The 24,164-nt window shown below is 53.7% G+C and carries 28 protein-coding genes; 25 read left to right on the forward strand and 3 right to left on the reverse strand.

The features are described 5' to 3' along the window. Nucleotides 1-31: 31 nt before the first annotated feature. Nucleotides 32-391, reverse strand: a complete 360-nt coding sequence (locus AACS05_RS22220; RefSeq protein WP_045448536.1) for a DUF2500 domain-containing protein — start codon at nucleotides 389-391, stop codon at nucleotides 32-34. A gap of 141 nt (nucleotides 392-532) precedes the next feature. Between AACS05_RS22220 and AACS05_RS22225 the strand changes: the two genes are divergently transcribed. Continuing rightward, nucleotides 533-1,159: a lysoplasmalogenase gene (locus AACS05_RS22225; protein ID WP_045448538.1), complete on the forward strand. Its 627-nt coding sequence runs from the start codon at nucleotides 533-535 to the stop codon at nucleotides 1,157-1,159. A gap of 75 nt (nucleotides 1,160-1,234) precedes the next feature. Then, entirely contained in the window at nucleotides 1,235-3,433 is a 2,199-nt protein-coding gene (zntA, locus tag AACS05_RS22230) for a Zn(II)/Cd(II)/Pb(II) translocating P-type ATPase ZntA (RefSeq protein WP_045448540.1), read from the forward strand. Between the two features lie 50 nt (nucleotides 3,434-3,483). On the opposite strand, the gene tusA is transcribed toward zntA, so the two are convergent. Further along, nucleotides 3,484-3,729, reverse strand: coding sequence for a sulfurtransferase TusA (gene tusA / locus AACS05_RS22235; protein ID WP_003827551.1), 246 nt, complete (start codon nucleotides 3,727-3,729; stop codon nucleotides 3,484-3,486). A gap of 168 nt (nucleotides 3,730-3,897) precedes the next feature. Between tusA and AACS05_RS22240 the strand changes: the two genes are divergently transcribed. Together AACS05_RS22240 and AACS05_RS22245 are read left to right on the forward strand one after the other, a co-directional pair. Continuing rightward, on the forward strand, nucleotides 3,898-4,563 hold the full coding sequence (locus AACS05_RS22240) for a 7-cyano-7-deazaguanine/7-aminomethyl-7-deazaguanine transporter (protein WP_045448542.1): 666 nt from the start codon (nucleotides 3,898-3,900) through the stop codon (nucleotides 4,561-4,563). 72 nt (nucleotides 4,564-4,635) lie between these two features. Next, nucleotides 4,636-5,193 (forward strand): DcrB family lipoprotein, encoded by a 558-nt coding sequence (locus AACS05_RS22245; RefSeq protein ID WP_045448544.1) that lies wholly within the window; start codon nucleotides 4,636-4,638, stop codon nucleotides 5,191-5,193. A gap of 3 nt (nucleotides 5,194-5,196) precedes the next feature. Here the strand turns inward: AACS05_RS22245 and AACS05_RS22250 are convergent, their stop codons facing one another. After that, on the reverse strand, nucleotides 5,197-6,414 hold the full coding sequence (locus AACS05_RS22250; RefSeq protein ID WP_045448546.1) for an MFS transporter: 1,218 nt from the start codon (nucleotides 6,412-6,414) through the stop codon (nucleotides 5,197-5,199). Nucleotides 6,415-6,546: 132 nt separating this feature from the next. Here AACS05_RS22250 and AACS05_RS22255 point away from each other — a divergent pair, with 132 nt between their 5' ends. From AACS05_RS22255 to nikR, 21 genes are all read left to right on the forward strand, one after another. Then, nucleotides 6,547-7,593 carry an AI-2E family transporter gene (locus tag AACS05_RS22255; protein ID WP_045448548.1) on the forward strand — a complete coding sequence of 349 codons (1,047 nt, stop codon included), beginning with the start codon at nucleotides 6,547-6,549 and terminating at the stop codon, nucleotides 7,591-7,593. A gap of 452 nt (nucleotides 7,594-8,045) precedes the next feature. Further along, nucleotides 8,046-8,423, forward strand: coding sequence for a hypothetical protein (locus tag AACS05_RS22260; protein ID WP_144243109.1), 378 nt, complete (start codon nucleotides 8,046-8,048; stop codon nucleotides 8,421-8,423). A gap of 68 nt (nucleotides 8,424-8,491) precedes the next feature. Further along, nucleotides 8,492-9,553 carry a class I SAM-dependent methyltransferase gene (locus tag AACS05_RS22265; protein WP_045448552.1) on the forward strand — a complete coding sequence of 354 codons (1,062 nt, stop codon included), beginning with the start codon at nucleotides 8,492-8,494 and terminating at the stop codon, nucleotides 9,551-9,553. Between the two features lie 40 nt (nucleotides 9,554-9,593). Continuing rightward, complete coding sequence (locus AACS05_RS22270) at nucleotides 9,594-10,316, forward strand: beta-ketoacyl synthase chain length factor (RefSeq protein ID WP_045448554.1); 723 nt, start codon at nucleotides 9,594-9,596, stop codon at nucleotides 10,314-10,316. Continuing rightward, the gene (locus AACS05_RS22275) at nucleotides 10,313-11,128 is read left to right on the forward strand and encodes a lysophospholipid acyltransferase family protein (RefSeq protein WP_045448556.1); all 816 of its coding nucleotides are present in this window, start codon (nucleotides 10,313-10,315) and stop codon (nucleotides 11,126-11,128) included. Before AACS05_RS22270 ends, AACS05_RS22275 begins: the two co-directional genes overlap by 4 nt. Further along, nucleotides 11,109-11,366 carry a phosphopantetheine-binding protein gene (locus AACS05_RS22280; RefSeq protein WP_016154854.1) on the forward strand — a complete coding sequence of 86 codons (258 nt, stop codon included), beginning with the start codon at nucleotides 11,109-11,111 and terminating at the stop codon, nucleotides 11,364-11,366. Before AACS05_RS22275 ends, AACS05_RS22280 begins: the two co-directional genes overlap by 20 nt. 12 nt (nucleotides 11,367-11,378) lie before the next feature. Continuing rightward, nucleotides 11,379-11,630: an acyl carrier protein gene (locus AACS05_RS22285; protein WP_005121566.1), complete on the forward strand. Its 252-nt coding sequence runs from the start codon at nucleotides 11,379-11,381 to the stop codon at nucleotides 11,628-11,630. A 6-nt stretch (nucleotides 11,631-11,636) separates the two neighbouring features. After that, a complete protein-coding gene (locus AACS05_RS22290; RefSeq protein WP_045448560.1) occupies nucleotides 11,637-12,218 on the forward strand; it encodes a hypothetical protein in 582 nt (193 codons plus the stop codon). Next, complete coding sequence (locus AACS05_RS22295) at nucleotides 12,215-13,576, forward strand: AMP-binding protein (protein WP_045448562.1); 1,362 nt, start codon at nucleotides 12,215-12,217, stop codon at nucleotides 13,574-13,576. The genes AACS05_RS22290 and AACS05_RS22295 overlap by 4 nt, the downstream gene beginning before the upstream one ends. Then, the gene (locus AACS05_RS22300) at nucleotides 13,563-13,916 is read left to right on the forward strand and encodes an ApeI family dehydratase (RefSeq protein ID WP_045448564.1); all 354 of its coding nucleotides are present in this window, start codon (nucleotides 13,563-13,565) and stop codon (nucleotides 13,914-13,916) included. Before AACS05_RS22295 ends, AACS05_RS22300 begins: the two co-directional genes overlap by 14 nt. Next, a complete protein-coding gene (locus AACS05_RS22305) occupies nucleotides 13,907-15,598 on the forward strand; it encodes a glycosyltransferase family 2 protein (protein ID WP_045448565.1) in 1,692 nt (563 codons plus the stop codon). The genes AACS05_RS22300 and AACS05_RS22305 overlap by 10 nt, the downstream gene beginning before the upstream one ends. 3 nt (nucleotides 15,599-15,601) lie before the next feature. Then, nucleotides 15,602-16,024 carry an acyl-CoA thioesterase gene (locus tag AACS05_RS22310; RefSeq protein ID WP_045448568.1) on the forward strand — a complete coding sequence of 141 codons (423 nt, stop codon included), beginning with the start codon at nucleotides 15,602-15,604 and terminating at the stop codon, nucleotides 16,022-16,024. Continuing rightward, on the forward strand, nucleotides 16,021-16,626 hold the full coding sequence (locus AACS05_RS22315; protein WP_045448572.1) for a LolA family protein: 606 nt from the start codon (nucleotides 16,021-16,023) through the stop codon (nucleotides 16,624-16,626). The genes AACS05_RS22310 and AACS05_RS22315 overlap by 4 nt, the downstream gene beginning before the upstream one ends. Continuing rightward, the gene (locus AACS05_RS22320; protein ID WP_045448575.1) at nucleotides 16,595-18,913 is read left to right on the forward strand and encodes an MMPL family transporter; all 2,319 of its coding nucleotides are present in this window, start codon (nucleotides 16,595-16,597) and stop codon (nucleotides 18,911-18,913) included. The genes AACS05_RS22315 and AACS05_RS22320 overlap by 32 nt, the downstream gene beginning before the upstream one ends. Beyond that, complete coding sequence (locus AACS05_RS22325; protein ID WP_045448578.1) at nucleotides 18,910-19,494, forward strand: DUF3261 domain-containing protein; 585 nt, start codon at nucleotides 18,910-18,912, stop codon at nucleotides 19,492-19,494. Before AACS05_RS22320 ends, AACS05_RS22325 begins: the two co-directional genes overlap by 4 nt. A gap of 1 nt (nucleotide 19,495) precedes the next feature. Continuing rightward, complete coding sequence (locus tag AACS05_RS22330; protein ID WP_045448582.1) at nucleotides 19,496-20,665, forward strand: beta-ketoacyl-[acyl-carrier-protein] synthase family protein; 1,170 nt, start codon at nucleotides 19,496-19,498, stop codon at nucleotides 20,663-20,665. Further along, nucleotides 20,662-21,138, forward strand: coding sequence for an ApeP family dehydratase (locus tag AACS05_RS22335; protein ID WP_045448585.1), 477 nt, complete (start codon nucleotides 20,662-20,664; stop codon nucleotides 21,136-21,138). The genes AACS05_RS22330 and AACS05_RS22335 overlap by 4 nt, the downstream gene beginning before the upstream one ends. Beyond that, complete coding sequence (locus AACS05_RS22340) at nucleotides 21,135-21,866, forward strand: 3-ketoacyl-ACP reductase FabG2 (protein ID WP_045448588.1); 732 nt, start codon at nucleotides 21,135-21,137, stop codon at nucleotides 21,864-21,866. The genes AACS05_RS22335 and AACS05_RS22340 overlap by 4 nt, the downstream gene beginning before the upstream one ends. Next, on the forward strand, nucleotides 21,863-23,092 hold the full coding sequence (locus AACS05_RS22345; RefSeq protein ID WP_045448590.1) for a beta-ketoacyl-ACP synthase: 1,230 nt from the start codon (nucleotides 21,863-21,865) through the stop codon (nucleotides 23,090-23,092). Before AACS05_RS22340 ends, AACS05_RS22345 begins: the two co-directional genes overlap by 4 nt. 1 nt (nucleotide 23,093) lies before the next feature. Continuing rightward, nucleotides 23,094-23,672 (forward strand): 4'-phosphopantetheinyl transferase AcpT, encoded by a 579-nt coding sequence (gene acpT, locus AACS05_RS22350; protein WP_045448592.1) that lies wholly within the window; start codon nucleotides 23,094-23,096, stop codon nucleotides 23,670-23,672. Nucleotides 23,673-23,721: 49 nt separating this feature from the next. Continuing rightward, the gene (nikR, locus tag AACS05_RS22355) at nucleotides 23,722-24,123 is read left to right on the forward strand and encodes a nickel-responsive transcriptional regulator NikR (protein ID WP_005121550.1); all 402 of its coding nucleotides are present in this window, start codon (nucleotides 23,722-23,724) and stop codon (nucleotides 24,121-24,123) included. Nucleotides 24,124-24,164 lie beyond the last annotated feature (41 nt).

The following is a 24,164-nucleotide window of genomic DNA, read 5'->3' on the forward strand; positions in this document are numbered from 1 at the left end:
TGGCGGTTTACGCCTTATCCGGCCTGCTCAATTACGGTTGTGCGCTAAACCCCTCAAAGCGCGAGCCTTTGTAACTCAGCGTGCCCTTGTCCCCGACCGTTAATGCATGATATTGCTGCGCATCAAGACGAAATGTCTGCTCCAGACCTCCATTTTGCGGCTTGAAGCTCGCTTCATAACGCATGCTGGTGCCCGCCGGAGTCACTTCCTGCTGACGTGAACGCCTGTCGTTAAGCGGCTTTTCTCGTTTATTACTTACCACCACCTGCTTTTGCACCAGCGGTGCGGCATCATTATCCGCTTTTTCACGTCGCTGCTGAACAAAGCGAAACGATGCGGCAATAACAATTAATACAATGATAACAATGAAAAAAAGTGGTGGTTTACTCATATTATTAACCCATCAGAAAATGCGGAAATAAGCATAACCTGCCTGTTATGGTGTTGTCATCTGGCGCTATCGGCCTCTACACTGGTCAGAAGAGCCGTAGGCACCCCGCTTACGAAAAAATAACGAATTCAAGGAACTAAGATGCTTTGGTCGTTTATCGCTGTCTGTCTTTCCGCATGGCTGTTTGTAGATGCCTCTTATCGTGGCCCCGTCTGGCAACGTTGGGTCTTTAAGCCACTCACATTATTACTCCTGCTGTTACTGGCCTGGCAGGCACCAATGTTTAACGCCGTCAGCTACCTGGTGCTGGCCGGCTTGTTTGCCTCACTACTGGGCGATGCACTGACACTGTTGCCACGTCAACGCCTGTTGTATGCCGTGGGCGCGTTTTTCCTGTCGCATTTGCTGTATACCATTTATTTCGCCAGCCAAATGACACTGTCGTTCTTCTGGCCACTGCCGTTGGTGCTGCTGGTGATGGGAGCCTTACTGATCGCCGTGATCTGGACGCGACTGGAAGAGCTTCGCTTAGCAATATGTACCTTTATCGGCATCACCCTGATGATGGTATGGATGGCCGGTGAGCTCTGGTTCTTCCGCCCAACTGCCCCGGCGCTGTCAGCATTTATGGGGGCCGCGTTACTGTTTGTCGGCAATATTGTCTGGCTGGGAAGTCATTATCGTTGCCGCTTCCGCGCTGATAATGCAATTGCCGCCGCCTGCTACTTTGCCGGACATTTCCTGATTGTTCGTTCGCTGTATCTTTAAAAATGCTTGACTCTGGAGTCGACTCCAGAGTGTATCCTCCGGTTAATACGAAATGATTATCGACCGGAGGATGCCATGTCGACACCAGATGCCAATGGCAAAAAGGCCCCACAGTTTTCTTCATTCAAGCTTGCTCCTGCACCACAGAAGGCAGATGACTGCTGCTGTGAAGGGAGTTGCTCAACCCCACCGCCCGTTTCCGATGCCGTTGAAGGTACTCGCTATTCCTGGAAAGTAGCGGGTATGGATTGCGCTGCTTGCGCCCGTAAAGTTGAAAATGCGGTCCGTCAGGTCAGAGGTGTCAATCACGTTCAGGTGCTGTTCGCGACTGAAAAACTGGTGGTCAATACCGACGCCGATATCCGCCAACAAATTGAAAACGCGGTGCAAAAGGCAGGCTATACCCTGCGCGATGAGCAGACTCCGCAAGAGGCCCCCGAGTCCCGATTTAAAGAGAACCTGCCGCTGATTACGCTGGTCATCATGATGGCTATTAGTTGGGGGCTGGAGCAGTTCAATCACCCCTTTGGTCAGATGGCGTTTATCGCCACCACGCTGGTTGGTCTGTATCCCATTGCCCGTCAGGCCCTGCGCCTGATGAAAACCGGCAGCTACTTCGCCATTGAAACACTGATGAGCGTTGCCGCCATTGGCGCGCTGTTTATTGGTGCCACGGCTGAAGCCGCTATGGTTTTACTGCTGTTCTTAATTGGCGAACGCCTGGAAGGATGGGCAGCCAGCCGCGCCCGTAAAGGCGTCAGCGCCCTGATGGCACTGAAACCAGAAACCGCCACACGCCTGCATAATGGCAAGCGTGAAGAGGTCGCCATTAATACTCTCCAGCCTGGCGACATTATCGAAGTTGCCGCGGGTGGACGTTTACCTGCCGATGGCAAACTGGTCTCCGATTTTGCCAGTTTTGATGAAAGCGCACTCACCGGCGAATCTATCCCGGTTGAACGCGCAACCGGCGAAAAAGTCCCGGCGGGCGCAACCAGCGTCGACCGTCTGGTCACACTTGAAGTTCTCTCTGAACCCGGTGCCAGCGCCATTGACCGCATTCTGAAACTGATTGAAGAAGCCGACGAGCGTCGCGCGCCCATTGAGCGTTTTATTGACCGCTTCAGCCGGATTTACACCCCAGCTATTATGGCGGTTGCCCTGCTGGTCACCCTCGTGCCGCCGCTGCTGTTTGCTGCATCCTGGCAGGAGTGGATTTATAAAGGGCTGACGCTGTTGTTGATTGGTTGTCCATGCGCATTGGTTATCTCTACGCCTGCAGCGATCACCTCCGGGCTGGCAGCAGCGGCACGTCGTGGGGCGCTCATTAAAGGCGGTGCGGCGCTGGAACAACTGGGCAGAGTCACTCAGGTGGCGTTTGATAAAACCGGAACGCTGACTGTAGGTAAACCCCGCGTAACAGCCATTCATCCAGCGAGCAATATCAGCGAGTCCGAACTCCTGGCACTGGCGACGGCGGTAGAACAAGGCGCCACGCATCCACTGGCACAGGCGATTGTTCGCGAAGCACAAACCCGTGAATTGACCATCCCAGGGGCCAAAGCACAGCGTGCGCTGGTTGGTTCAGGCATTGAAGCGCAGGTTAATGGCGAACGCGTGCTGATTTGCGCCGCAGGTAAACAACCTGCCGAAGCCTTTACCGGGCAGATAAGTGAACTGGAAAGCGCAGGACAAACGGTAGTGCTGGTGCTGCGCAACAATGCCGTGTTGGGTGTAATTGCCTTGCAGGATACGTTGCGTGACGACGCCCGCACCGCCATCAGCGAGCTTCATCAGTTAGGTGTGAAAGGTGTGATCCTCACCGGCGATAATCCACGAGCGGCAGCAGCGATTGCCAGTGAACTGGGTCTGGAGTTCAAAGCCGGGCTACTGCCGGAAGACAAAGTTCGGGTGGTAACCAGCCTGAACCAGCAGTCGCCTCTAGCAATGGTCGGTGACGGAATTAACGACGCTCCGGCAATGAAAGCCGCCACTATCGGCATTGCAATGGGAAGCGGGACCGACGTCGCGCTGGAAACCGCAGACGCCGCCCTGACCCATAACCGTTTGCGTGGTCTGGTACAAATGATTCAACTGGCGCGCGCCACTCACGCCAATATTCGTCAGAATATTGCGATTGCGCTGGGACTGAAGGGAATTTTTCTGATTACCACACTGCTCGGGATCACCGGATTGTGGCTGGCGGTGCTGGCAGATACGGGGGCGACGGTTCTTGTGACTGCCAACGCGTTGCGACTGTTACGTAAAGGATAACGCGTTTTGTCGGCCGGATGGGACGCTTTAGCGTCGGCATCCGGCAGCGATTACTGACCCTTACGCACTAAATAACGGTACGGCAGAGAGTCGGTCTCTTTTGCCACCAACTCATGCTCCATAAACGTGCAGAAGCCGGGAATATCGCGGGTTGTCGCCGGATCGTCCGCGACAATCAGCAGCGTTTCTCCGGCCTGCATGCCGCGTACGGTTTTACGCACCATCATTACCGGTTCCGGGCAGCGCAGTCCCTGTGCATCAAGGGTATGGTCGGGAGAGGTAAACAAATCGCTCATCATTATCTCGTTCAATAAAAAACGGCGTTATTTTACGCTCTGTTGGTCAGTAAGCCAATCAGGTTAACGATTGCGTGAAAAACAACCATTGCAATGTGCTCTTAAAGCAGTATCATGCGACGGTTTTTTATTGGGTTCCCTCACCCCATCCAACAAAAAGGTCACAATATGACTCCGTTTACACAAACTCAGCGCGTAAAAGCGTTGTTCTGGCTATCGCTATTTCATCTGCTGGTGATCACCTCCAGCAACTATCTGGTGCAGCTTCCGATCTCCATCTTTGGTTTTCATACCACATGGGGTGCTTTTAGCTTTCCGTTTATTTTCCTCGCAACCGACCTGACCGTACGTATTTTTGGCGCGCCGCTGGCACGACGCATCATCTTTGCAGTGATGGTCCCCGCGCTGCTGATCTCATATGTTATTTCAGCACTGTTTTATATGGGATCCTGGCAGGGATTCGGCGCGCTGCTGCACTTTAACCTGTTTGTTGCCCGTATCGCCGCCGCCAGCTTTATGGCCTACGCACTGGGACAAATTCTGGACGTGCATGTCTTCAACCGTCTGCGTCAGAACCGTCGCTGGTGGCTGGCACCCACGGCTTCAACGTTGTTTGGCAATATCAGCGATACGCTGGCCTTCTTCTTTATCGCCTTTTGGCGTAGCCCGGATGCCTTTATGGCAGAGCACTGGATGGAAATCGCGCTTGTTGATTACTGCTTCAAGGTGCTGATCAGTATTATTTTCTTCCTGCCGATGTACGGCGTGCTGTTGAATATGTTACTGAAAAGGCTGGCAGATAAATCCGAAATATCGGCATTGCAGACGAGTTAAAGGTTCATTTTCCGAGTTGTGATAAGATGGACGAATGAGCCGTTATGGCCGTTTATCGAAAGGAAGAAGTCAATGCGCAATCTGGTTAAATATGTCGGTATTGGCCTGCTGGTTATGGGGCTTGCGGCCTGTGATAATAGCGATTCAAAAGCGCCAGCAGAGGGTGCTGCCGCAGAAAGTAGCGCTACCGGACAACCGGTTAGCCTGCTGGATGGCAAACTCAGTTTTTCCCTGCCAGCAGACATGACCGATCAGAGCGGCAAGCTGGGTACTCAGGCCAACAACATGCACGTGTACTCTGATGCTACCGGCCAAAAAGCAGTGATTGTGATTGTCGGCGACGATACCAGCGAAGACCTGGCTGTTCTGGCAAAACGTCTGGAAGATCAGCAGCGCAGCCGTGACCCGCAGTTACAGGTGGTCACTAACAAGTCGATTGAACTGAAAGGTCACACTCTTCAGCAGTTAGACAGCATCATCTCCGCGAAAGGCCAGACTGCTTACTCTTCCGTGGTACTGGGGAAAGTCAACAACCAGCTGCTGACTCTACAAATCACGTTGCCTGCTGACGATCAGCAGAAAGCGCAGACTACCGCAGAAAATATCATTAACACCCTGGTTATCCAGTAATCGTTAAGATGATGATGCGGCCTCCGATGATGCAATCGGGGGCCGTTTTTTTAGCCTCCAGGTCAGCAGGAACGCCACCGCAACCAGCCCGGCTGCCGCCAGATAGATAACTGGCACGTCCGCCCATGTCATCACCAACCCCGCCAGCGGCCCGGTGACCCCTAGCGATAAATCCATAAACACCGTATAAGTTGCCAGCGCAGCACCCTGATTCTGTTGCGGTACAGCTTTTACCGCCACTACGCCCAACGCGGGGAAGACCAGCGAGAATCCCGCACCTGCCAGCAAAACGCCTATTTTCGCCATCCACGGCATGGATGCCATCCCTACCAGCAGCAGCCCAACGATCTCTACGCTGAAGCAGATCATCGCCACATTCAAACCACCTAACCGATTGATACCATTTGGGAATAACAAACGAGTACCGACAAACGTGCAACTGAACAGCGTTAGCGCAAATGCAGCACCGTCCCAACCTTTGGCGTCATAAAACAGCGTAATAAAGGTGGCGATCACCCCAAATCCTGCGGAGGCCAGCGCCAGCGCCATGCCATACAACCAGACGCGTCCGAGTACCGCGCGAAACGGCAGCGGTTTGCCCTTGCTGGCCTTCACTGCCGGGCGAGGGAGTGCCAGCAGTATCGCCAGTAGCGCCACCCCCATGACGGTTAATGCCAGTCCTTGTAATCCGCCCCAGGCATAGCACAGTACGCCTAGTGGTGCGCCTATCGCCATCGCGCCGTAGGTGACGATGCCATTCCACGAAATCACCCGGCCAATGTGTATTGACCCCACTACTCCCACGCCCCACAACGTGGATCCCGTGCCAGCAAAACTTTGCCCAATTCCCAGTATCACGCGTCCCAGACACAGCAGCAGCAAACTCGCCATTGGCCAGCCGCTGGTCGAACCTGCCAGCAAATAGCCCAGACCACTTAAAAAGCAGCCACACAGTCCGAAAACTACGATCTTCTTCGGCCCCAGCAGATCGGCATATCGACCAGCATGGGGACGACTCAGTAGCGTGGCGAAATACTGCAGGCTAATCACCAGTCCGGCCCAGAAGGCGCTAAAGCCCATAACATCATGGACATATCCCGGCAGAACCGCGAGCGGCAAGCCGATAGTCAGGTAGCTGGCGAAGTTAAACATCACCACGGAGACAATGCGCAGATTGAGACGTAATCCGCTAAACGTTGGTTCAGCGACGGGTTCGGGCATGGAGGGTCACCACATTTTTACAACAGTGTTTCATATCTACCATGTTGCAGAAGAGAAATCAGCAGCCAGATTAGGAATATCTGTCGCAAGCCAGCCGCTACACTTAATGCAAAACGTAAAAAGGAAGAATACATGACAACCTCTCCGCCCGATAAAACGGGTTTGCACATTCTGCTCAAACTTGCCGCTCTGGTTGTTATCCTCGCAGGCATACATGCCGCCGCAGATATTATTGTGCAACTACTGCTGGCCCTCTTTTTTGCCATTGTATTGAATCCACTGGTCACCTGGTTTATTCGCCGGGGAGTACGTCGACCGATCGCCATTACGCTGGTAGTGATGGTGATGTTGATCGTTCTCACCGCGCTGGTGGGTGTTCTTGCTTCCTCAGTCAATGAGTTTATCGGCATGCTGCCAAAGTACAACAAGGAGCTAACACGCAAGGTACTGTATCTGCAGGATATGATGCCCTTTCTTAATCTGCATATGTCGCCAGAGCGCATGCTACAACGCATTGATTCTGACAAGCTGATGACCTTTACAACCACGCTGATGACCGGAGTTTCCGGTGCGATGGCAAGCGTCGTCCTGCTGGTAATGACGGTGGTATTTATGCTGTTTGAAGTACGCCATGTCCCCTACAAAATGCGTTTTGCGCTGAATAATCCGCAAATCCATATTGCTGGTCTTCATCGGGCATTAAAGGGCGTCTCTCACTATCTGGCGCTAAAAACGCTACTCAGCCTATGGACAGGAGCTATCATCTGGCTGGGGCTGGCGCTAATGGGTATTCAGTTTGCTCTGATGTGGGGCGTACTGGCATTCCTGTTAAATTACGTACCCAATATTGGTTCCGTCATTTCCGCCGTACCACCGATGATCCAGGCACTGTTGTTCAATGGCATCTACGAATGCGTGCTCGTTGGCGCACTTTTTCTGGCAGTACATATGGTGATTGGTAACATCCTTGAGCCACGCATGATGGGACATCGTTTAGGATTGTCGACGCTGATCGTATTTCTCTCCTTGCTGGTATGGGGATGGCTACTCGGCCCGGTAGGAATGCTGCTCTCCGTACCATTAACCAGCGTGTGCAAAATTTGGATGGAAACCACCACAGGCGGCAGCAAACTGGCTATTTTACTTGGACCAGGCAGACCCAAAAGCCGGCTTCCCTGAAAAAACTACCAACCGGGGTAGTTCTTACACGACCATTAAACTGGTATAAGCGTAGATATATATGCCGATTTGCCATAAATAAGATAATGAAAATAAGTTCATTATCTTATTTAAGGAAACACATTAAATTCATGAATTGAATATATAAAACAATAAATTTCAAAAATCATTTAACCCAAACCAACCCTCTATATTTAAAGGTTATTTCCATTGATATCGTTTGCTTGACAACCTATACTTACCACCGACAATAGCGACGTAGACTTTCCGTTGCAGAAAAACATAGAATATTATACTCAGGTAATTCCATCACCTTGCTATCAGTCTTGTGAAATAGACCACAAATTTAGCTTAAATAAAATCACAAGGTGATGCGGGTGATCATTATTTCGCAGCTTATTATTTAACACGTATAAACAGTACTTTGATAGGGAGTTTTAATGAAACAGTATATTAAATGGTTTGCGGCAATTGCTGTTGTCGGTGCGCTGGCAGGTTGTGCGCGTACCGCGCCGATTGATCAAGTACACTCCAGCGTTAGCGCAGGGCACACTCAGGATCAGGTTAAAACCGCAATTCTGAAAGCAGGCGTTCAACGCCAGTGGATCATGTCTGAAGTTAGCCCTGGCGTCATCAAAGCACGTCAGCAAACCCGCGATCATGTGGCTGAAGTCCGTATTACCTATACCGCCACCAGCTACGACATCAAATATGACAGCAGCCTCAATCTGCAGGCTTCAGGCGGGAAAATTCACAAAAACTATAACCGCTGGGTGCGCAATCTGGATAAAGACATCCAGATCAATTTGTCAACCGGTGCCAATCTGTAATTATGCCTAAAGTCGGGCCGATAAGGCCCGATACTCTAACTATCTGCCATTTAACAGGTTGTTCCCACATGTACGAACAGGATTCGCTTAGCGCACTGGATGCCATTACTGAAGCACAACGAATCGCATTTGCCCCTATGCTTTTTCAAACCGCGTTGTGCCTGCGAAATGCGGGAGTACTCGCCTGGCTGGACAAGCAAGGTAAACGCGGCGCGACACTCGATGAAATTACTGAAAACAGTACCATCAACGAATATGCTGCCAGCATACTGCTGGATATGGGGTTAAGCGGGCGAATCATTACCTATAAAGAGGGGCATTATTACCTCGCTAAAGTCGGTCATTTTCTTTTACATGACACGATGACGCGTGTGAATATGGATTTCACCCAGGATGTTTGTTATCAGGGTTTGTTCTATCTGGAGAATGCGCTGAAAGAAGGAAAACCCGCGGGATTAAAAATCTTTGGTGACTGGCCAACAATCTATCCCGCTCTGTCGCAATTACCGCCGGCTGCGCGTGAAAGTTGGTTTGCTTTCGATCATTACTATTCAGATGGGGCATTTGACGCCGCACTGCCATATGTATTCGCCAGCGCCCCTGCAACCCTGTACGATATTGGCGGAAATACCGGGAAATGGGCATTACGTTGTTGTCAACATGATGACAATATTGCAGTAACCCTATTAGATTTACCGCAACAAATTGCACTTGCACGTGAAAATATCGAAAATGCAGGATTATCTCATCGCATAAATTTCCATCCTGTGGATATGCTTAGCGATTCGCCTTTACCCGCCGAGGCGGATATCTGGTGGATGAGCCAATTCCTGGATTGTTTTTCTCCGGAACAAATTATCACCATGCTTAGCAATATTGCCCGCGTGATGAAACCCGGCGCAAAGTTGTGCATTATGGAACTGTTTTGGGATGCCCAAAAATTTGAAGCGGCCTCATTTAGCCTGAATGCGTCTTCGCTTTATTTTACCTGTATGGCGAATGGCAACAGCCGTTTCTACAGCGTAGAGAAGTTTTATCACTATCTGAATCAGGCAGGATTTCAGGTAGATGAACGCCACGACAACTTAGGTGTTGGACATACTTTATTGATATGTCAGAAGAAAAAATAATAAACAATCGGAACTACCGATTTATCGCGGACGCGCGTTGATGAAATTTGCATTAAACATTATCGACTGGCAGGCCAAGGCGCCAGGGTTAAGCGAAAGGACACAGTGGCATGAATGGTCACGGCTTTCGCACGCTATCGATCCAGCCGCACCACTGGCTAAACTCAGTGAGTTACCGATGATGACGGCTCGCCGCCTCAGTTCCGGCAGCAAGCTGGCCGTCGATTGCGGGCTGGCGATGCTACGCCGCCATGAGATCGATGCCATCCTCTATACCAGCCGCCACGGTGAACTGGAGCGTAACTACCGGATCCTGCACGCCCTGGCGACAGAGCAGGCACTCTCACCGACCGATTTTGCCCTTTCTGTGCATAACTCCGCCGTGGGTAACCTGACTATCGCTGCGAAAAAACCGATCGTCTCCTCCTCGCTCTCTGCAGGCAGGGATACATTCCAGCAAGGATTATGCGAAGTCATGAGCCTGTTGCAGGCGGGATATCAGCGCGTGTTAATGGTCGATTTTGACGGTTTTCTGCCTGAGTTTTATCACCCACAACTGCCTCCTGAAATGCCGACATGGCCATTTGCCGTCGCGCTGGTAATTGAATCAGGTGATACCTGGCAATGCAAAACCCGTCCGCATAGCGCCCATAGTGAGACCACGTTGCCGCAAAGCTTGTTGTTTTTACAGCACTACCTACAGGATATCGATACGTTTACCCTGCCGGGTGAACGCGTGCAGTGGCAGTGGAGTCAGAGATGAACAGGATACTTCTGCGCCTTAATTGGGGATGGCGGCTGGTAATGACCGGATTTTGCTTTGCCTTGTTTGGTCTCGGGGGACTACTGCTTTCTACTATCTGGTTTAACTTATTGTTAGTTGCGATATGGAATAATACCAGACGTCGGCGCATCGCCAGACGCAGCATTGCCGCCAGTTTTCGTCTCTTTTTAACCGTGGCGAAACGACTTGGCGTACTGGATTACCGCATTGAAGGACGAGACATCTTGCGCAAAGAGCGAGGGTGTCTGGTGGTCGCCAATCATCCGACGCTAATCGACTATGTGCTACTGGCCTCGGTTATGCCGGAAACGGACTGCCTGGTGAAAAGCGCGCTCCTGAAGAATCCGTTCCTCGGCGGCGTAGTCCGGGCGGCAGATTACCTGATTAATAGTCAGGCCGATGCGCTATTGCCCGCCTGCCAGCAACGGTTGGAACAAGGCGATACAATTTTAATTTTCCCCGAGGGTACTCGCACACGCCCCGGAGAGGAAATGACGCTACAGCGCGGTGCAGCAAATATCGCTGTGCGCTGCAGCAGCGATTTACGCATAGTGACCATTAACTGCAGCGAACAAATGCTGGATAAAGAAAGCAAATGGTATGACGTCCCATCGGTAAAACCCGTATTTACTATTTCAGTACACGAACGAGTTAAAATCGATCAATTTTACGATGCAAATTCACAAGAACCGGCGCTGGCCGCAAGGCAGTTAAACCGGCATCTTTTGCTTCAATTACAACCAGGTAATTTACCTCTTTCAGGAATTAATGATGCAAGCGCTTTATCTTGAAATCAAAAATCTCATTATAACGACACTGAATCTCGACGAACTGACAGCTGACGATATTGAAACCGAAGCGGCACTCTTTGGTGATGGCTTAGGGCTGGACTCAATCGATGCTCTGGAGCTGGGTCTGGCGGTGAAAAACGAGTATGGCGTGGTGCTCTCTGCTGAGAGTGAAGAGATGCGCCAGCACTTCTTCTCCGTCGCCACGCTGGCATCTTTCATTCACGCGCAACGTGCCTGAGGATAGTCCGTTATGACCGAACAAAAAGCCATTTACGAAGAAGTCTCCTCGCTGCTGGTTAAGCTATTCGAAGTCGACCCACAGGATATCAAGCCTGAGGCACGCCTGTACGAAGATCTGGAGCTCGACAGCATTGATGCCGTCGACATGATCGTGCATCTGCAAAAGAAAACCGGTAAGAAAATCAAGCCGGAAGAGTTCAAAGCAGTACGCACCGTACAAGATGTCGTCGATGCGGTAGAACGCCTTCTCAAAGAAGCGTAACTCACCGTGTCGGGCACTCGCTCGCTGCCAGTCGTACAACTGCTAACAGGTTTACTGCTGTTGGCCTGGCCATTTTTAATCTGGTTTGGCCTGGCGCATAACAGCCTGCACTGGCTGCTGCCGTTGATGGCGCTACTCCTGTTTTTACGCTTTCGCCAGACCCGGCGACAGGCGGGGCCGTTGCGCGTCGTGACACAGGTAGTGGCGGTCGCTGGCATCACACTGTGCATTGCCAGCTATCTGCTCAAAACGCACCAACTGTTGCTGTTTTATCCGGTGGTGGTAAATGGCGTCATGCTGGCGGTATTTGGCGGCTCACTCTGGTCAGCCATGCCAATTGTCGAACGGCTGGCGCGACTGCGTGACCCAAACCTTCCCGAAGCAGGTGTGCGCTACACTCGCCGTGTGACGCAAATCTGGTGCGCCTTTTTCATCCTTAACGGCAGCGTTGCGCTTTTTACCGCACTGTATGGCGATATGTCACTGTGGACGACCTGGAACGGTATGATCTCCTATCTGCTGATGGGAACACTCATGGCGGGTGAGTGGTTAGTTCGCCAACAGATGATAAAACGAGATACCCAATGAAGCAGCCCCTCACTCTTGCTCAATGGCTCAGTGCCCCACGTCCGGACGGAGTGCCTGTGGCGTGGCAGGAAGAGCACACCTGGACACTTGGTCATCTGCGCCATGATGTGGCCCGGTTGATAACGCATCTGCAGCAGCAGGAAGGTGAACGCTGGGCATTGTGCTTCGAGAACAGTTATTTATTTATCGTCGCACTGCTGGCAACGCTCCACGCAGGCAAAATACCGGTGATCCCTGGTCATTGCCGTGTTTCATTATTAAACGAGCAGCATGCGCTGTTTGATGGCGTACTGAGCGATAAAGCACTGGACTGGCAAGGTGCACTGCTGGTTGTCAGTTCTGCCATGAAACCCGCTACCTACGATATTACTTTCCCAGCAATACCCAGCGACGCCTTCGTGGAACTCTTCACCTCCGGCTCCACCGGCCAGCCAAAACGGGTCATCAAACCAATCAATCGTCTGGATAACGAAGCCGCGCTGCTCGCGACGCGTTTTGCCGATCGCCTGGCAGGTTGTCGGGTGGTCGCGTCAGTGGTGCCACAGCATCTGTATGGTCTGACGTTTCGTATCTTCTTGCCAATGGCCTTAGGTTTACCGTTACATGCTGCAATGCTGTGGTACGCCGAGCAGTTGGCGGCGCTAAGCCATGAACATCGCTATGTGTTTATCAGCAGCCCGGCGTTTCTGAAACGCCTCGATCATCAGCTTACCCCGCCGCCGGTCGAGATGATTCTGTCCGCAGGCGGCATGCTGCCCTGGCAGGATGTCACGCAAGCCGCTGACTGGCTGAACGTATGGCCCGATGAGATCTACGGCAGCACCGAAACCGGTATCCTCGCCTGGCGTTATCGCCAGCGGGATGATGTGGCATGGCAGCCCTTCCCAGGGGTCAGATTCCAGCCAGAAAACGAGGCATTTCGCGTGTTTTCTCCACTTATCGCCGCTGATGATGGCCTGTTGCTGGACGATATTCTGCATTTTACAGAAAGCGGGCAGTTCCGTCTGATGGGTAGACGGGGTCGCGTGGTCAAAATTGAAGAGAAGCGTATTTCACTCAGCGAGGTGGAGCAACGCTTACTGGCTCTGGACGGTATCCGCGAAGTCGCGGCATTGCCCGTCTCACGCGGAGGGCGTCAGGGAGTTGGCGTCCTGTTAGTGCTGGATAACGAGGCGCGTCAACGCTGGCATGAATGCGGGGGGAAACCGCAAGAGCTGAGCTGGAGGCGCTCGCTGCTGCCGTGGCTGGAGCCGGTCGCCGTTCCTCGCTACTGGCGCGTGATTGACGAAATCCCGGTCAACAGTATGAACAAGCGTGTCTATGCGCAATTACAGGAGTTATTTCATGAAACCCCATGAAATCGAGCGCCACCAGGCACAGCCTCAACAGGCTGAGATCGTTTTACATCTCGACCCTTCTTTGTTCTGGTTCAGCGGGCATTTTGCTGTGCAGCCGCTGCTGCCTGGCGTTGCACAGCTGGATTGGGTGATGCATTACGCCACCACGCTGCTGATCCCCGGCTGGCGTTTTCACAGTATTCAGAACGTGAAATTCCAGTCACCGCTCCTGCCGGGAACAACCGTAACCCTGAGTCTGAGCTGGCAGGAAGAGCGTCAGATGCTCTCTTTCAGCTACCAGCGTCACGACGGCGAAGCACGTCATACCGCCAGCAGCGGGAAGATTCGGTTATGTCACTAACCTTTTCCCCTTGCGTGCTGATCCCTTGCTACAACCATGGCGCGATGATGTCGCGCGTACTGGCACGTCTACAGCCGTTTGACCTCCCCTGCATTGTGGTCGACGATGGCAGTGATGACGCCACACGGGATGAACTGGCTCGACTGGCAGCTGAAAATAGCAATCTGACATTAATCCGCCTGCCTGTAAACGCGGGTAAAGGTGCTGCGGTGCTCCGGGGAATGCAGGCCGCGGCAGACGCAGGGTTCAGCCATGCGGTGCAAGTGGATGCCGACGGACAGCATGACATTGAAGATATTCCCAGACTGCTTGCGCTGGCGAAAGAACATCCGACGGCGCTGATTTCCGGACAACCGATTTACGATGGCTCAATTCCCCGCTCGCGCCTGTACGGACGCTGGGTAACCCACGTCTGGGTGTGGATAGAAACGCTCTCGCTGCAGTTAAAAGACAGCATGTGCGGTTTCCGGGTGTATCCGGTGGCACCAACGCTTCAACTGGCGCAGCACGTGACGCTTGGCAAGCGAATGGATTTTGACACCGAAGTGATGGTACGCCTCTACTGGCAAGGCAACACCAGCTATTTTATTCCAACCAGGGTTACCTACCCACTGGATGGACTGTCCCATTTCGACGCGCTCAAAGACAACCTGCGCATTTCACGGATGCATACACGCCTGTTCTTTGGCATGTTGCCGCGCATCCCTTCCCTGCTTCTTCGCCGCTCATCCACACACTGGGCACATCAGCAAGAGGTCAAAGGGCTGTGGGGAATGCGTCTGATGGTGCTGGTCTGGCGTTTTCTGGGACGCAAGGTATTTTCCCTGATGCTATATCCGGTAGTCGGCGTTTACTGGCTCACGGCTTCGGCCGCTCGTAAAGCATCTCAGAGCTGGATTAGCCGCGTACGGGCACAACTGACCGCACGTCAGATGGCAGTGCCGTCAAACCTGGCCAGCTATCAACATTTCCTGCGTTTTGGCGACGCAATGTTGGATAAAATTGCCAGTTGGCGCGGTGAACTGCACTTTGGTCGCGATGTGGTTTTCGCGCCAGGCGCAGAAGAGGCGTTAAACGTCAGCGATCCACGGGGAAAACTACTGCTGGCTTCACATCTGGGCGATGTCGAAGCCTGTAGGGCTCTGGCCCAACTACAGGGCAGCAAAACCATCAATGCACTGGTATTCAGCGAGAACGCCCAGCGCTTCAGACAAATCATGGAAGAGATGGCCCCACAGGCCGGACTAAACCTGCTTCCGGTGAACGATATCGGCCCGGATACCGCCATTCTGCTCAAAGAGAAACTGGAGCGCGGAGAATGGATCGCCATCGTCGGCGATCGCATCGCGGTAAATACCCAACGTGGCGGCGAATGGCGCGTCTGCTGGAGCCGCTTTATGGGACAAGCTGCTCCCTTCCCGCAGGGGCCGTTTATCCTTGCGTCTATTTTACGCTGCCCGGTCGATCTGATTTTTGCCCTACGCCAGCAGAATAAACTACGCATTCACTGCGAGCCGTTTGCCGACCCGTTGCTCTTACCGCGCGCCAGCCGGCAACACGCGTTACAGATTGCTATCGATCGCTACGCCGAACGCCTGGAGCACTATGCGCTTCAGTCGCCGCTTGACTGGTTTAACTTTTTCGATTTCTGGCAACTGCCGGATACCAAAGACAAGGAGTAAAGGGTGCTTAACGATCCCCGATTTACGGCTGAAGTCGAGCTGACTATTCCGTTCCATGACGTCGATATGATGGGCGTCGCGTGGCATGGCAACTACTTCCGCTATTTCGAGATTGCCCGTGAGGCACTGCTGAACCAATTCGATTACGGCTATCGGCAGATGAAAGAATCTGGCTATCTGTGGCCGGTGGTCGATACACGGGTGAAATACCGTAACGCCCTGACCTTCGAACAGCGTATCCGTGTACGTGCTCAGATTAAGGAATTCGAAAATCGTCTGCGTATCGGCTACGAAATTTTCGATGCTGAAACAGGGAAACGCGCCACCACGGGCTACACCATTCAGGTCGCGGTGGACGAAAAAAGTCGTGAGCTATGCTTCGTCAGCCCGGATATTCTGTTTGAACGCATGGGGGTCACACCATGAAATTATGGCCACTGCTGGCGCTACTCATCAGCCCATTCGTCAGCGCCCTGACGCTTGACTCCCTGCAACAGCGTTTTACCGAACAGCCGGTAGTCCGTGCCCACTTCGATCAAACCCGGACGATAAAGGATCTGCCGCAGCCGTTGCGATCTCAGGGCCGGATGCTGATCGCACGCGACCAGGGCTTACTGTGGGATCAAACCGCTCCGTTCCCGATGCAGTTGCTGCTGGATGACAAACGGATGGTTCAGGTGATTAACGGTCAGCCACCACAAACCATCACCGCCGATAACAACCCGCAAATGTTCCAGTTCAATCATCTGCTGCGTGCGTTATTCCAGGCGGATCGTAAAGTGCTGGAGCAGAACTTCCGTGTAGAGTTTGCAGATTTAGGTGAAGGCCGCTGGACGCTACGCCTGACGCCTATTACCACACCGCTGGATAAGATTTTTGCGACTATTGATTTAGCCGGAAAAACCTATCTGGAGAGTATTCAGCTCAACGATAAACAGGGCGATCGCACCGATATCGCGCTTTCTCAACACCAACTGACGCCAGCGCAACTGACCGATGACGAACGCCAACGCTTTGCAACCCAGTAAACGTCCCGCGCTGTTATGGGGAATCGCCTGCCTGATACTGCTGGGCGTTTTGCTGACGCTGCTACCTCAGGCGCGTCTCAACAGCAGCGTGCTGGCAATGTTGCCAAAACAGACGTTGGGGACCATACCACCGAGCCTGAACGAAGGTTTCATGCAGCGCCTCGACCGGCAACTGGTCTGGCTGGTGAGTCCCGGTAAACGGCCAGACCCGGCGGTGGCCCGCGGCTGGCTGACGTTGCTGCAAAAATCACACGCGCTGGCACAGGTGAAAGGCCCGATGGATGCCGACAGCCAGCAGGCATGGGGGGCATTCTTCTGGCAAAATCGCAACGGCCTGATAGATAACGACACCCGCGCCCGACTGCAAAACGGCGGTGAAGCGCAGGCCCAGTGGATCCTCTCCCAACTTTACTCAGCCTTTTCCGGCGTCAGTGGTAAAGAGCTGCAAAACGATCCACTGATGCTGATGCGCGGCTCGCAGCTGGCGATGGCCAAAAACGGCCAGCGCTTGCGCCTGATGGATGGATGGCTGGTCACTCAGGATGAACAAGGCAACTACTGGTATCTGCTGCACGGCGAACTGACCGGTTCATCGTTTGATATGCAACAGACACACCACCTGGTCACCACGCTTACTACGCTGGAAAATGAACTCAAAGCACAATATCCCCAGGCACAACTGTTGTCGCGCGGGACGCTGTTCTATAGCGATTACGCCAGCCAGCAGGCGAAACAAGACATCTCTACCCTCGGTATAGCTACCGTGATCGGGGTGATACTGCTGATTGTGGCGGTGTTTCGCTCGCTGCGCCCGCTGCTGCTATGCCTGATTTCGATTGGCGTTGGCGCGCTGGCGGGTACTGTCGTCACGCTGCTGATTTTCGGTGAACTCCACCTGATGACGCTGGTCATGAGCATGAGCATCATCGGCATTTCCGCTGACTATACGCTCTACTATCTGACCGAGCGGATGGTACACGGTGCGGAAACATCGCCATGGCAAAGTCTCGCCAAAGTGCGTAACGCACTGCTGCTGGCCTTACTCACCACCGTCGCAGCATACCTGATCATGATGCTGGCCCCCTTCCCCGGAATCCGTCAAATGGCGGTATTCGCGGCGGTGGGTCTGAGCGCCTCCTGCCTGACGGTGATTTTCTGGCACCCATGGCTGTGCCGCAGTCTGCCGGTGCGTCCGGTTCCGGCGATGGTGCTGATGTTACGTTGGCTTGCCGCCTGGCGACGCAATAAAAAACTTGCCGTTGGCCTGCCGGTAGCGCTGGCGCTGTTCTCGCTGGCAGGCATGGCGACGCTGCGCGTGGACGATGATATCTCCCAGCTACAGGCGCTGCCGCAGGATATTCTGGCTCAGGAAAAAGCGATTACTGCCCTGACCGGGCAAAGCGTCGATCAGAAGTGGTTTGTGGTGTACGGCAAATCTGCACAACAAACGCTGGAGCGGCTGGAAACCTTTATTCCGGCGCTGGAACAGGCGAAAAAAGAGGGATTACTCGGCGGATATCGCACTATTCCGCTAAATTCGCTCGCCCGACAGCAACAGGATCTCACTCTGCTTAAAGACGCTGCGCCCGCCGTAACGAAGGCCCTGAATCACGCCGGACTGGCAACGGTAAATCCCGACCTTACCGCCATGCCGGTAACAGTCGAAGCCTGGCTTGCCAGTTCAGCCAGCGAAGGCTGGCGGTTACTGTGGCTGACACTGGCTGATGGCGAGAGCAGCGTACTGGTTCCCGTTGAAGGCGTTAAACAAAGTACGGCATTAAACACACTCAGCGCGAAATATCCCGGCGTCGCGTGGGTGGACCGTAAGAGCAGCTTCGACACGCTTTTCGCCCTGTATCGCCATATCCTGACCGGCCTGCTATGCATTGCGCTGGCGGTAATCGCTTGCGGGGCTGTCATCCGACTTGGCTGGCGTAAGGGTTTTATCAGCCTGGTACCCTCAGTGCTGTCTTTAGGTTGTGGTCTGGCGGTACTGGCCCTGAGTGGTCATGCGCTCAACCTGTTCTCACTGCTGGCCCTGGTGCTGGTATTGGGAATCGGCATTAACTACACGCTGTTTTTCAGTAATCCACGCAGCACACCGCTGACATCGCTGCTGGCTATCACTCTGGCGATGATGACCACGCTCCTGACGCTCGGCATGCTGGTATTCAGCGCCACTCAAGCCATCAGCAGTTTTGGCATTGTACTGGTGAGCGGTATTTTCACCGCATTCCTGCTTTCACCACTGGCGATGCCTGGTAAAAAAGAGAAAAAAAGAAAATGATCAAACAGACATTCTGGCGCGCCGCCGCACTGGTCGCTACGTTAATTCTCACCGGATGCAGCCACTCACAGCCGGAACAGGAAGGCCGTCCGCAAGCGTGGCTGGAGCCGGGCACACGCGTGACGCTGCCTGCCCCGGGGATTACCCCCCAGGTTAATTCACAACAGTTGCTGACCGGCAGTTTTAACGGCAAAACCCAGTCACTGTTGGTAATGCTTAACGCCGACGACAGGAAAATAACACTTGCCGGGCTGTCGTCGGTCGGCATTCGTCTGTTTCTTGTGACTTACGATGAAAAAGGCTTACATACCGAACAATCAATCATCGTGCCGCAACTGCCGCCCGCCAGCCAGGTGCTGGCTGACGTGATGCTCAGCCATTGGCCAATTAGCGCCTGGCAGCCACAATTGCCGAAAGGCTGGACGCTCATTGATATGGGTGACACACGCGAACTGCGCAACGCCAACGGCAAACTGGTTACGGAAATCACGTATCTGAATCGGAAAGGAAAACGCGAGCCGATCAGTATCGAGCAGCACGTTTTTAAATACCACATCACCATTCAATATCTGGGTGACTGAGATGATCTACATTTCTGCCGTTGGCATGATTAACGCATTGGGCAACGACGCCGATGAAATCGCAGCTAACCTCACACGTGGCATAGCACCCGGAATGCGCGCCCGCACAGACTGGCTGCAAGGGCATCCGTGCGCCGTATTAGCAGGCATTGACGGTGAACTTCCGACCATTCCCGACAATTTTCGCGCCCATCGTTCACGCAATAATCAGTTGCTGCTGGCGGCACTGGCGCAAATCCAGCCACAGGTGGATGACGCCATCGCCCGGTATGGCCGCGATCGGATTGCTATCGTGCTCGGCACCAGTACCTCCGGACTGGATGAAGGTGACGTTCACGTTGATCTCACGCTCAACGGCAAAGAGAGCACCGAATGGCACTATCCGCAGCAGGAGTTGGGCGATCCCTCGCGCTTTCTCAGCCACTGGCTGGCGCTGGATGGTCCGGCCTTTACCCTCTCAACTGCCTGTTCATCCAGCGCGCGCGCTATTATGAGCGGACGTCGCCTGATTGAATCCGGTCTGGCGGACATCGCGATTGTTGGCGGTGCTGATACGCTCAGTCGGATGCCAATCAACGGCTTCCACAGTCTGGAATCTCTCTCCCTGACGCGGTGTCAGCCGTTTGGCCGCGACCGTAGCGGGATCACCATCGGCGAAGGTGCCGCGTTGATGCTATTGACCCGTGAACCACAGCCCATTGCGCTACTGGGCGTCGGTGAATCCAGCGACGCTTACCATATTTCAGCTCCCCATCCACAGGGGGAAGGTGCTATTCGCGCCATAGGCCAGGCGCTTAACGACGCGGGGATTACGCCGGATCAGGTGGGCTATATCAATCTGCACGGTACCGCTACACCGTTAAACGATCAGATTGAGTCCAAAGTCGTGAACGCGATTTTTGGCGAAAATGTCCCGTGCAGTTCGACTAAACACCTGACCGGGCACACTCTAGGCGCGGCCGGGATTACCGAAGCAGCCATCAGTATGTTGATTTTACAACGCGACCTGCCGCTGCCGCCGCAGGATTTTAGCCAGTCGCCACGCGATGAAACGCTGCCGCCCTGCGGCATCATTGAGCAGCCGCAGCCGCTGGCTCGCCCGGTAATCTTGTCTAATTCGTTTGCCTTCGGCGGGAACAATGCCAGTATCCTGCTCGGGAGAATCTCATGAGCCACTATTTATCGCCTGGCGACTATTTACCGCACGATGCGCCGATGCTGCTACTCGAAGAGGTCGCAAGCGTGACGGACGAGACCGCCATCTGCCACGTGACAATATCAGCAAACAGCGTGCTGGCCCCCTTTCTCGATCCAGACGGCAACCTGCCCGGCTGGTTCGCCCTGGAATTAATGGCGCAGACCATCGGCGTCTGGTCTGGCTGGCACCGTCAGCAACAAGGTCAGGAGAGTATTGCTTTAGGCATGGTGCTTGGCGCGCGCGAGTTAGTCTGTGCTGCGGGGGTTCTGCCTGCAGGCAGGATGCTAAGTATCAATGTCAAATTGCTGATGCAGGACGCACGTTTCGGCAGCTTCGAATGCGCCATTCAGGCGGGCGAAGAGACGCTGGCAACCGGTCGCGTCAACACCTTCCAGCCGACATCTGAAGAAATTAACACGCTATTTCAACAAGGAGCGTCCACATGAGTCGTTCAGTTTTAGTTACGGGTGCCAGCAAAGGTATCGGTCGCGCCATCGCCCTACAGTTGGCGGCGGACGGTTTTGTGGTCGGCGTTCACTATCATCGTGATGCGCAAGGTGCGCAAGAAACGCTAGATTCTATCCTCACCGCTGGTGGCGCAGGGCGTCTGCTGACGTTTGATGTTGCTAATCGCGAACAGTGCCGTGAAGTACTGGAGCAGGATATTGACGCACATGGCGCATGGTACGGCATCATCAGCAACGCCGGGGTCACCCGCGATGCCGCTTTCCCTGCGCTCAACGATAATGACTGGGATGCGGTGATCCACACCAACCTCGACAGTTTCTATAACGTCATTCATCCATGCATTATGCCGATGATTAGCGCACGCCAGGGCGGACGTATCATCACGCTGTCCTCGGTTTCCGGCATAATGGGCAATCGCGGCCAGGTCAATTACAGTGCAGCAAAAGCAGGGATTATCGGTGCAACCAAAGCGCTGGCCATTGAGCTGGCAAAACGCAAAATCACCGTAAATTGCATCGCACCGGGACTCATTGATACCGGAATGATCGAGATGGAGGAAGCCGCGCTGAAAGAGGCCATGTCGATGATCCCAATGAAACGGATAGGTCAGGCCGAAGAAGTGGCCGGACTTGCCAGCTATTTAATGTCGGATGTGGCGGGTTATGTGACTCGTCAGGTGATTTCCATCAATGGAGGGATGTTATGACACGTCGTGTCGTGATTACAGGCATGGGCGGCGTCACCGCCTTTGGGGAAAAATGGCAGGATGTCTCCGCCAGGTTACTGGCGTATGAGAATGCGGTACGCAAAATGCCGGAGTGGCAGGTTTATGACGGACTGCACACGCTGCTTGGCGCGCCGATCGACGATTTCACCCTGCCGGAACACTATACCCGCAAGCGTATTCGCGCCATGGGACGCGTGTCGCTGATGTCCACGCGCGCATCCGAACTGGCACTTGAACAAGCAGGGCTGATTGGCGATCAGATACTGACCAACGGTGAAACTGGAATCGCGTACGGTTCCTCCACCGGAAGTACCGGCCCGGTGAGCGAGTTCGCCACCATGCTGACCGAGAAGCACACCAATAACATCACCGGCACAACTTACGTGCAGATGATGCCGCACACCACTGCCGTTAACACCGGTCTGTTTTTCGGCCTGCGCGGGCGGGTAATCCCAACCTCCAGCGCCTGCACCTCTGGTAGCCAGGCGATTGGTTACGCATGGGAAGCTATTCGACACGGTTATCAAACGGTGATGGTCGCAGGTGGCGCAGAAGAACTGTGTCCTTCTGAAGCTGCGGTGTTTGATACGCTATTCGCCACCAGCCAGCGCAACGATGCACCGAAAACCACCCCCTCCCCGTTTGATGAAAAACGCGATGGTCTGGTGATTGGTGAGGGCGCGGGCACGCTGGTGCTGGAAGAACTGGAACACGCTAAAGCGCGCGGGGCCACTATTTACGGCGAAATCGTCGGTTTTGCTACCAACTGCGATGCTGCGCATATTACCCAACCACAACGCGAAACGATGCAGATTTGCATGGAAAAATCGCTGAAGATGGCCGGTATTGGTGCCCGAGATATCGGTTATATTTCTGCACATGGTACCGCAACCGATCGTGGTGATATTGCAGAAAGCCAGGCAACCGCCGCAGTTTATGGTGATAATGTACCACTCTCCTCGCTTAAAAGTTATTTTGGGCATACCCTTGGCGCCTGTGGCGCACTGGAAGCCTGGATGAGTCTGCAAATGATGCGTGAAGGTTGGTTTGCGCCTACGCTAAATTTGAGCCAGCCAGATGCCAATTGCGGCGCGCTAGATTACATTATGGGTGAAGCCCGCAAGATTGATTGTGAGTTCCTGCAGAGCAATAACTTTGCGTTTGGCGGCATCAACACTTCCATTATCATCAAACGTTGGCCCTGATATGTACCGGATCGTTCTCGGGAAAGTTTCTACTTTAAGCGCTGGCACATTGCCTCCCGCGCTCTTCGAGCAGGCACCGCAGGGTGCTCGCCGTGAACGCTGGCTGGCGGGCCGCGTGCTGCTTTCCCATACCCTTTCGCCATTGCCTGACATCATCTACGGCGAGCAAGGAAAACCGGCTTTTACAGCCGGCACGCCGCTATGGTTCAACCTTAGCCACAGCGGCGATGACATCGCTCTGCTGCTCAGCGACGAAGGGGAAGTGGGCTGCGATATTGAAGTCGTGCGCCCACGCGACAACTGGCAGACGCTGGCAAATACGGTGTTCAGCCTGAGAGAACATGCCGAAATAGAAGCAGAACATCCAGACCAACAGCTGGCGGCTTTCTGGCGTATCTGGACGCGTAAAGAAGCCATCATTAAACAGCGAGGCGGTAGCGCCTGGCAAATTGTCAGCGTCGACAGCACCACGCTGACATCCTCGCTCTCTGTTAGCCAGTGTCAGCTCGATACGCTGAGCCTGGCAGTGTGTACTCCGACACCATTTACCCTGACAGCCGACGCCGTTCAGAGGCTGTAACTCCCGCATTCCCTGTGCGCCGACGCACCATATGAAAGGTTAACTGCAGATGCAACGAGTCACCATTACTCTCGATGACGATTTACTGGAAACGCTGGATAGCCTGAGCCAGCGCCGTGGCTACAACAACCGCTCCGAAGCGATCCGTGACATTCTGCGCGGTGCGCTGGCACAAGAGACCACCCAGGAGCACGGCACTCAGGGTTTCGCCGTGCTGTCCTATGTTTACGAACATGAGAAACGCGACTTAGCCAGCCGCATTGTTTCAACCCAACATCATCACCATGATTTGTCAGTCGCCACGCTACATGTTCACATCAACCATGACGACTGCCTTGAAATCGCCGTTCTGAAAGGCGACATGGGCGATGTCCAGCATTTTGCTGACGACGTCATTTCCCAGCGCGGCGTACGCCATGGCCATTTGCAGTGTTTGCCAAAAGAAGAGTAATTTCCCGTTACGTTGCCGGGGGCGCTTAGCTTGCCCGGCCT

The organism is Citrobacter sp. S-77 (assembly GCF_963864895.1).
Classification (GTDB): domain Bacteria; phylum Pseudomonadota; class Gammaproteobacteria; order Enterobacterales; family Enterobacteriaceae; genus Citrobacter; species Citrobacter murliniae.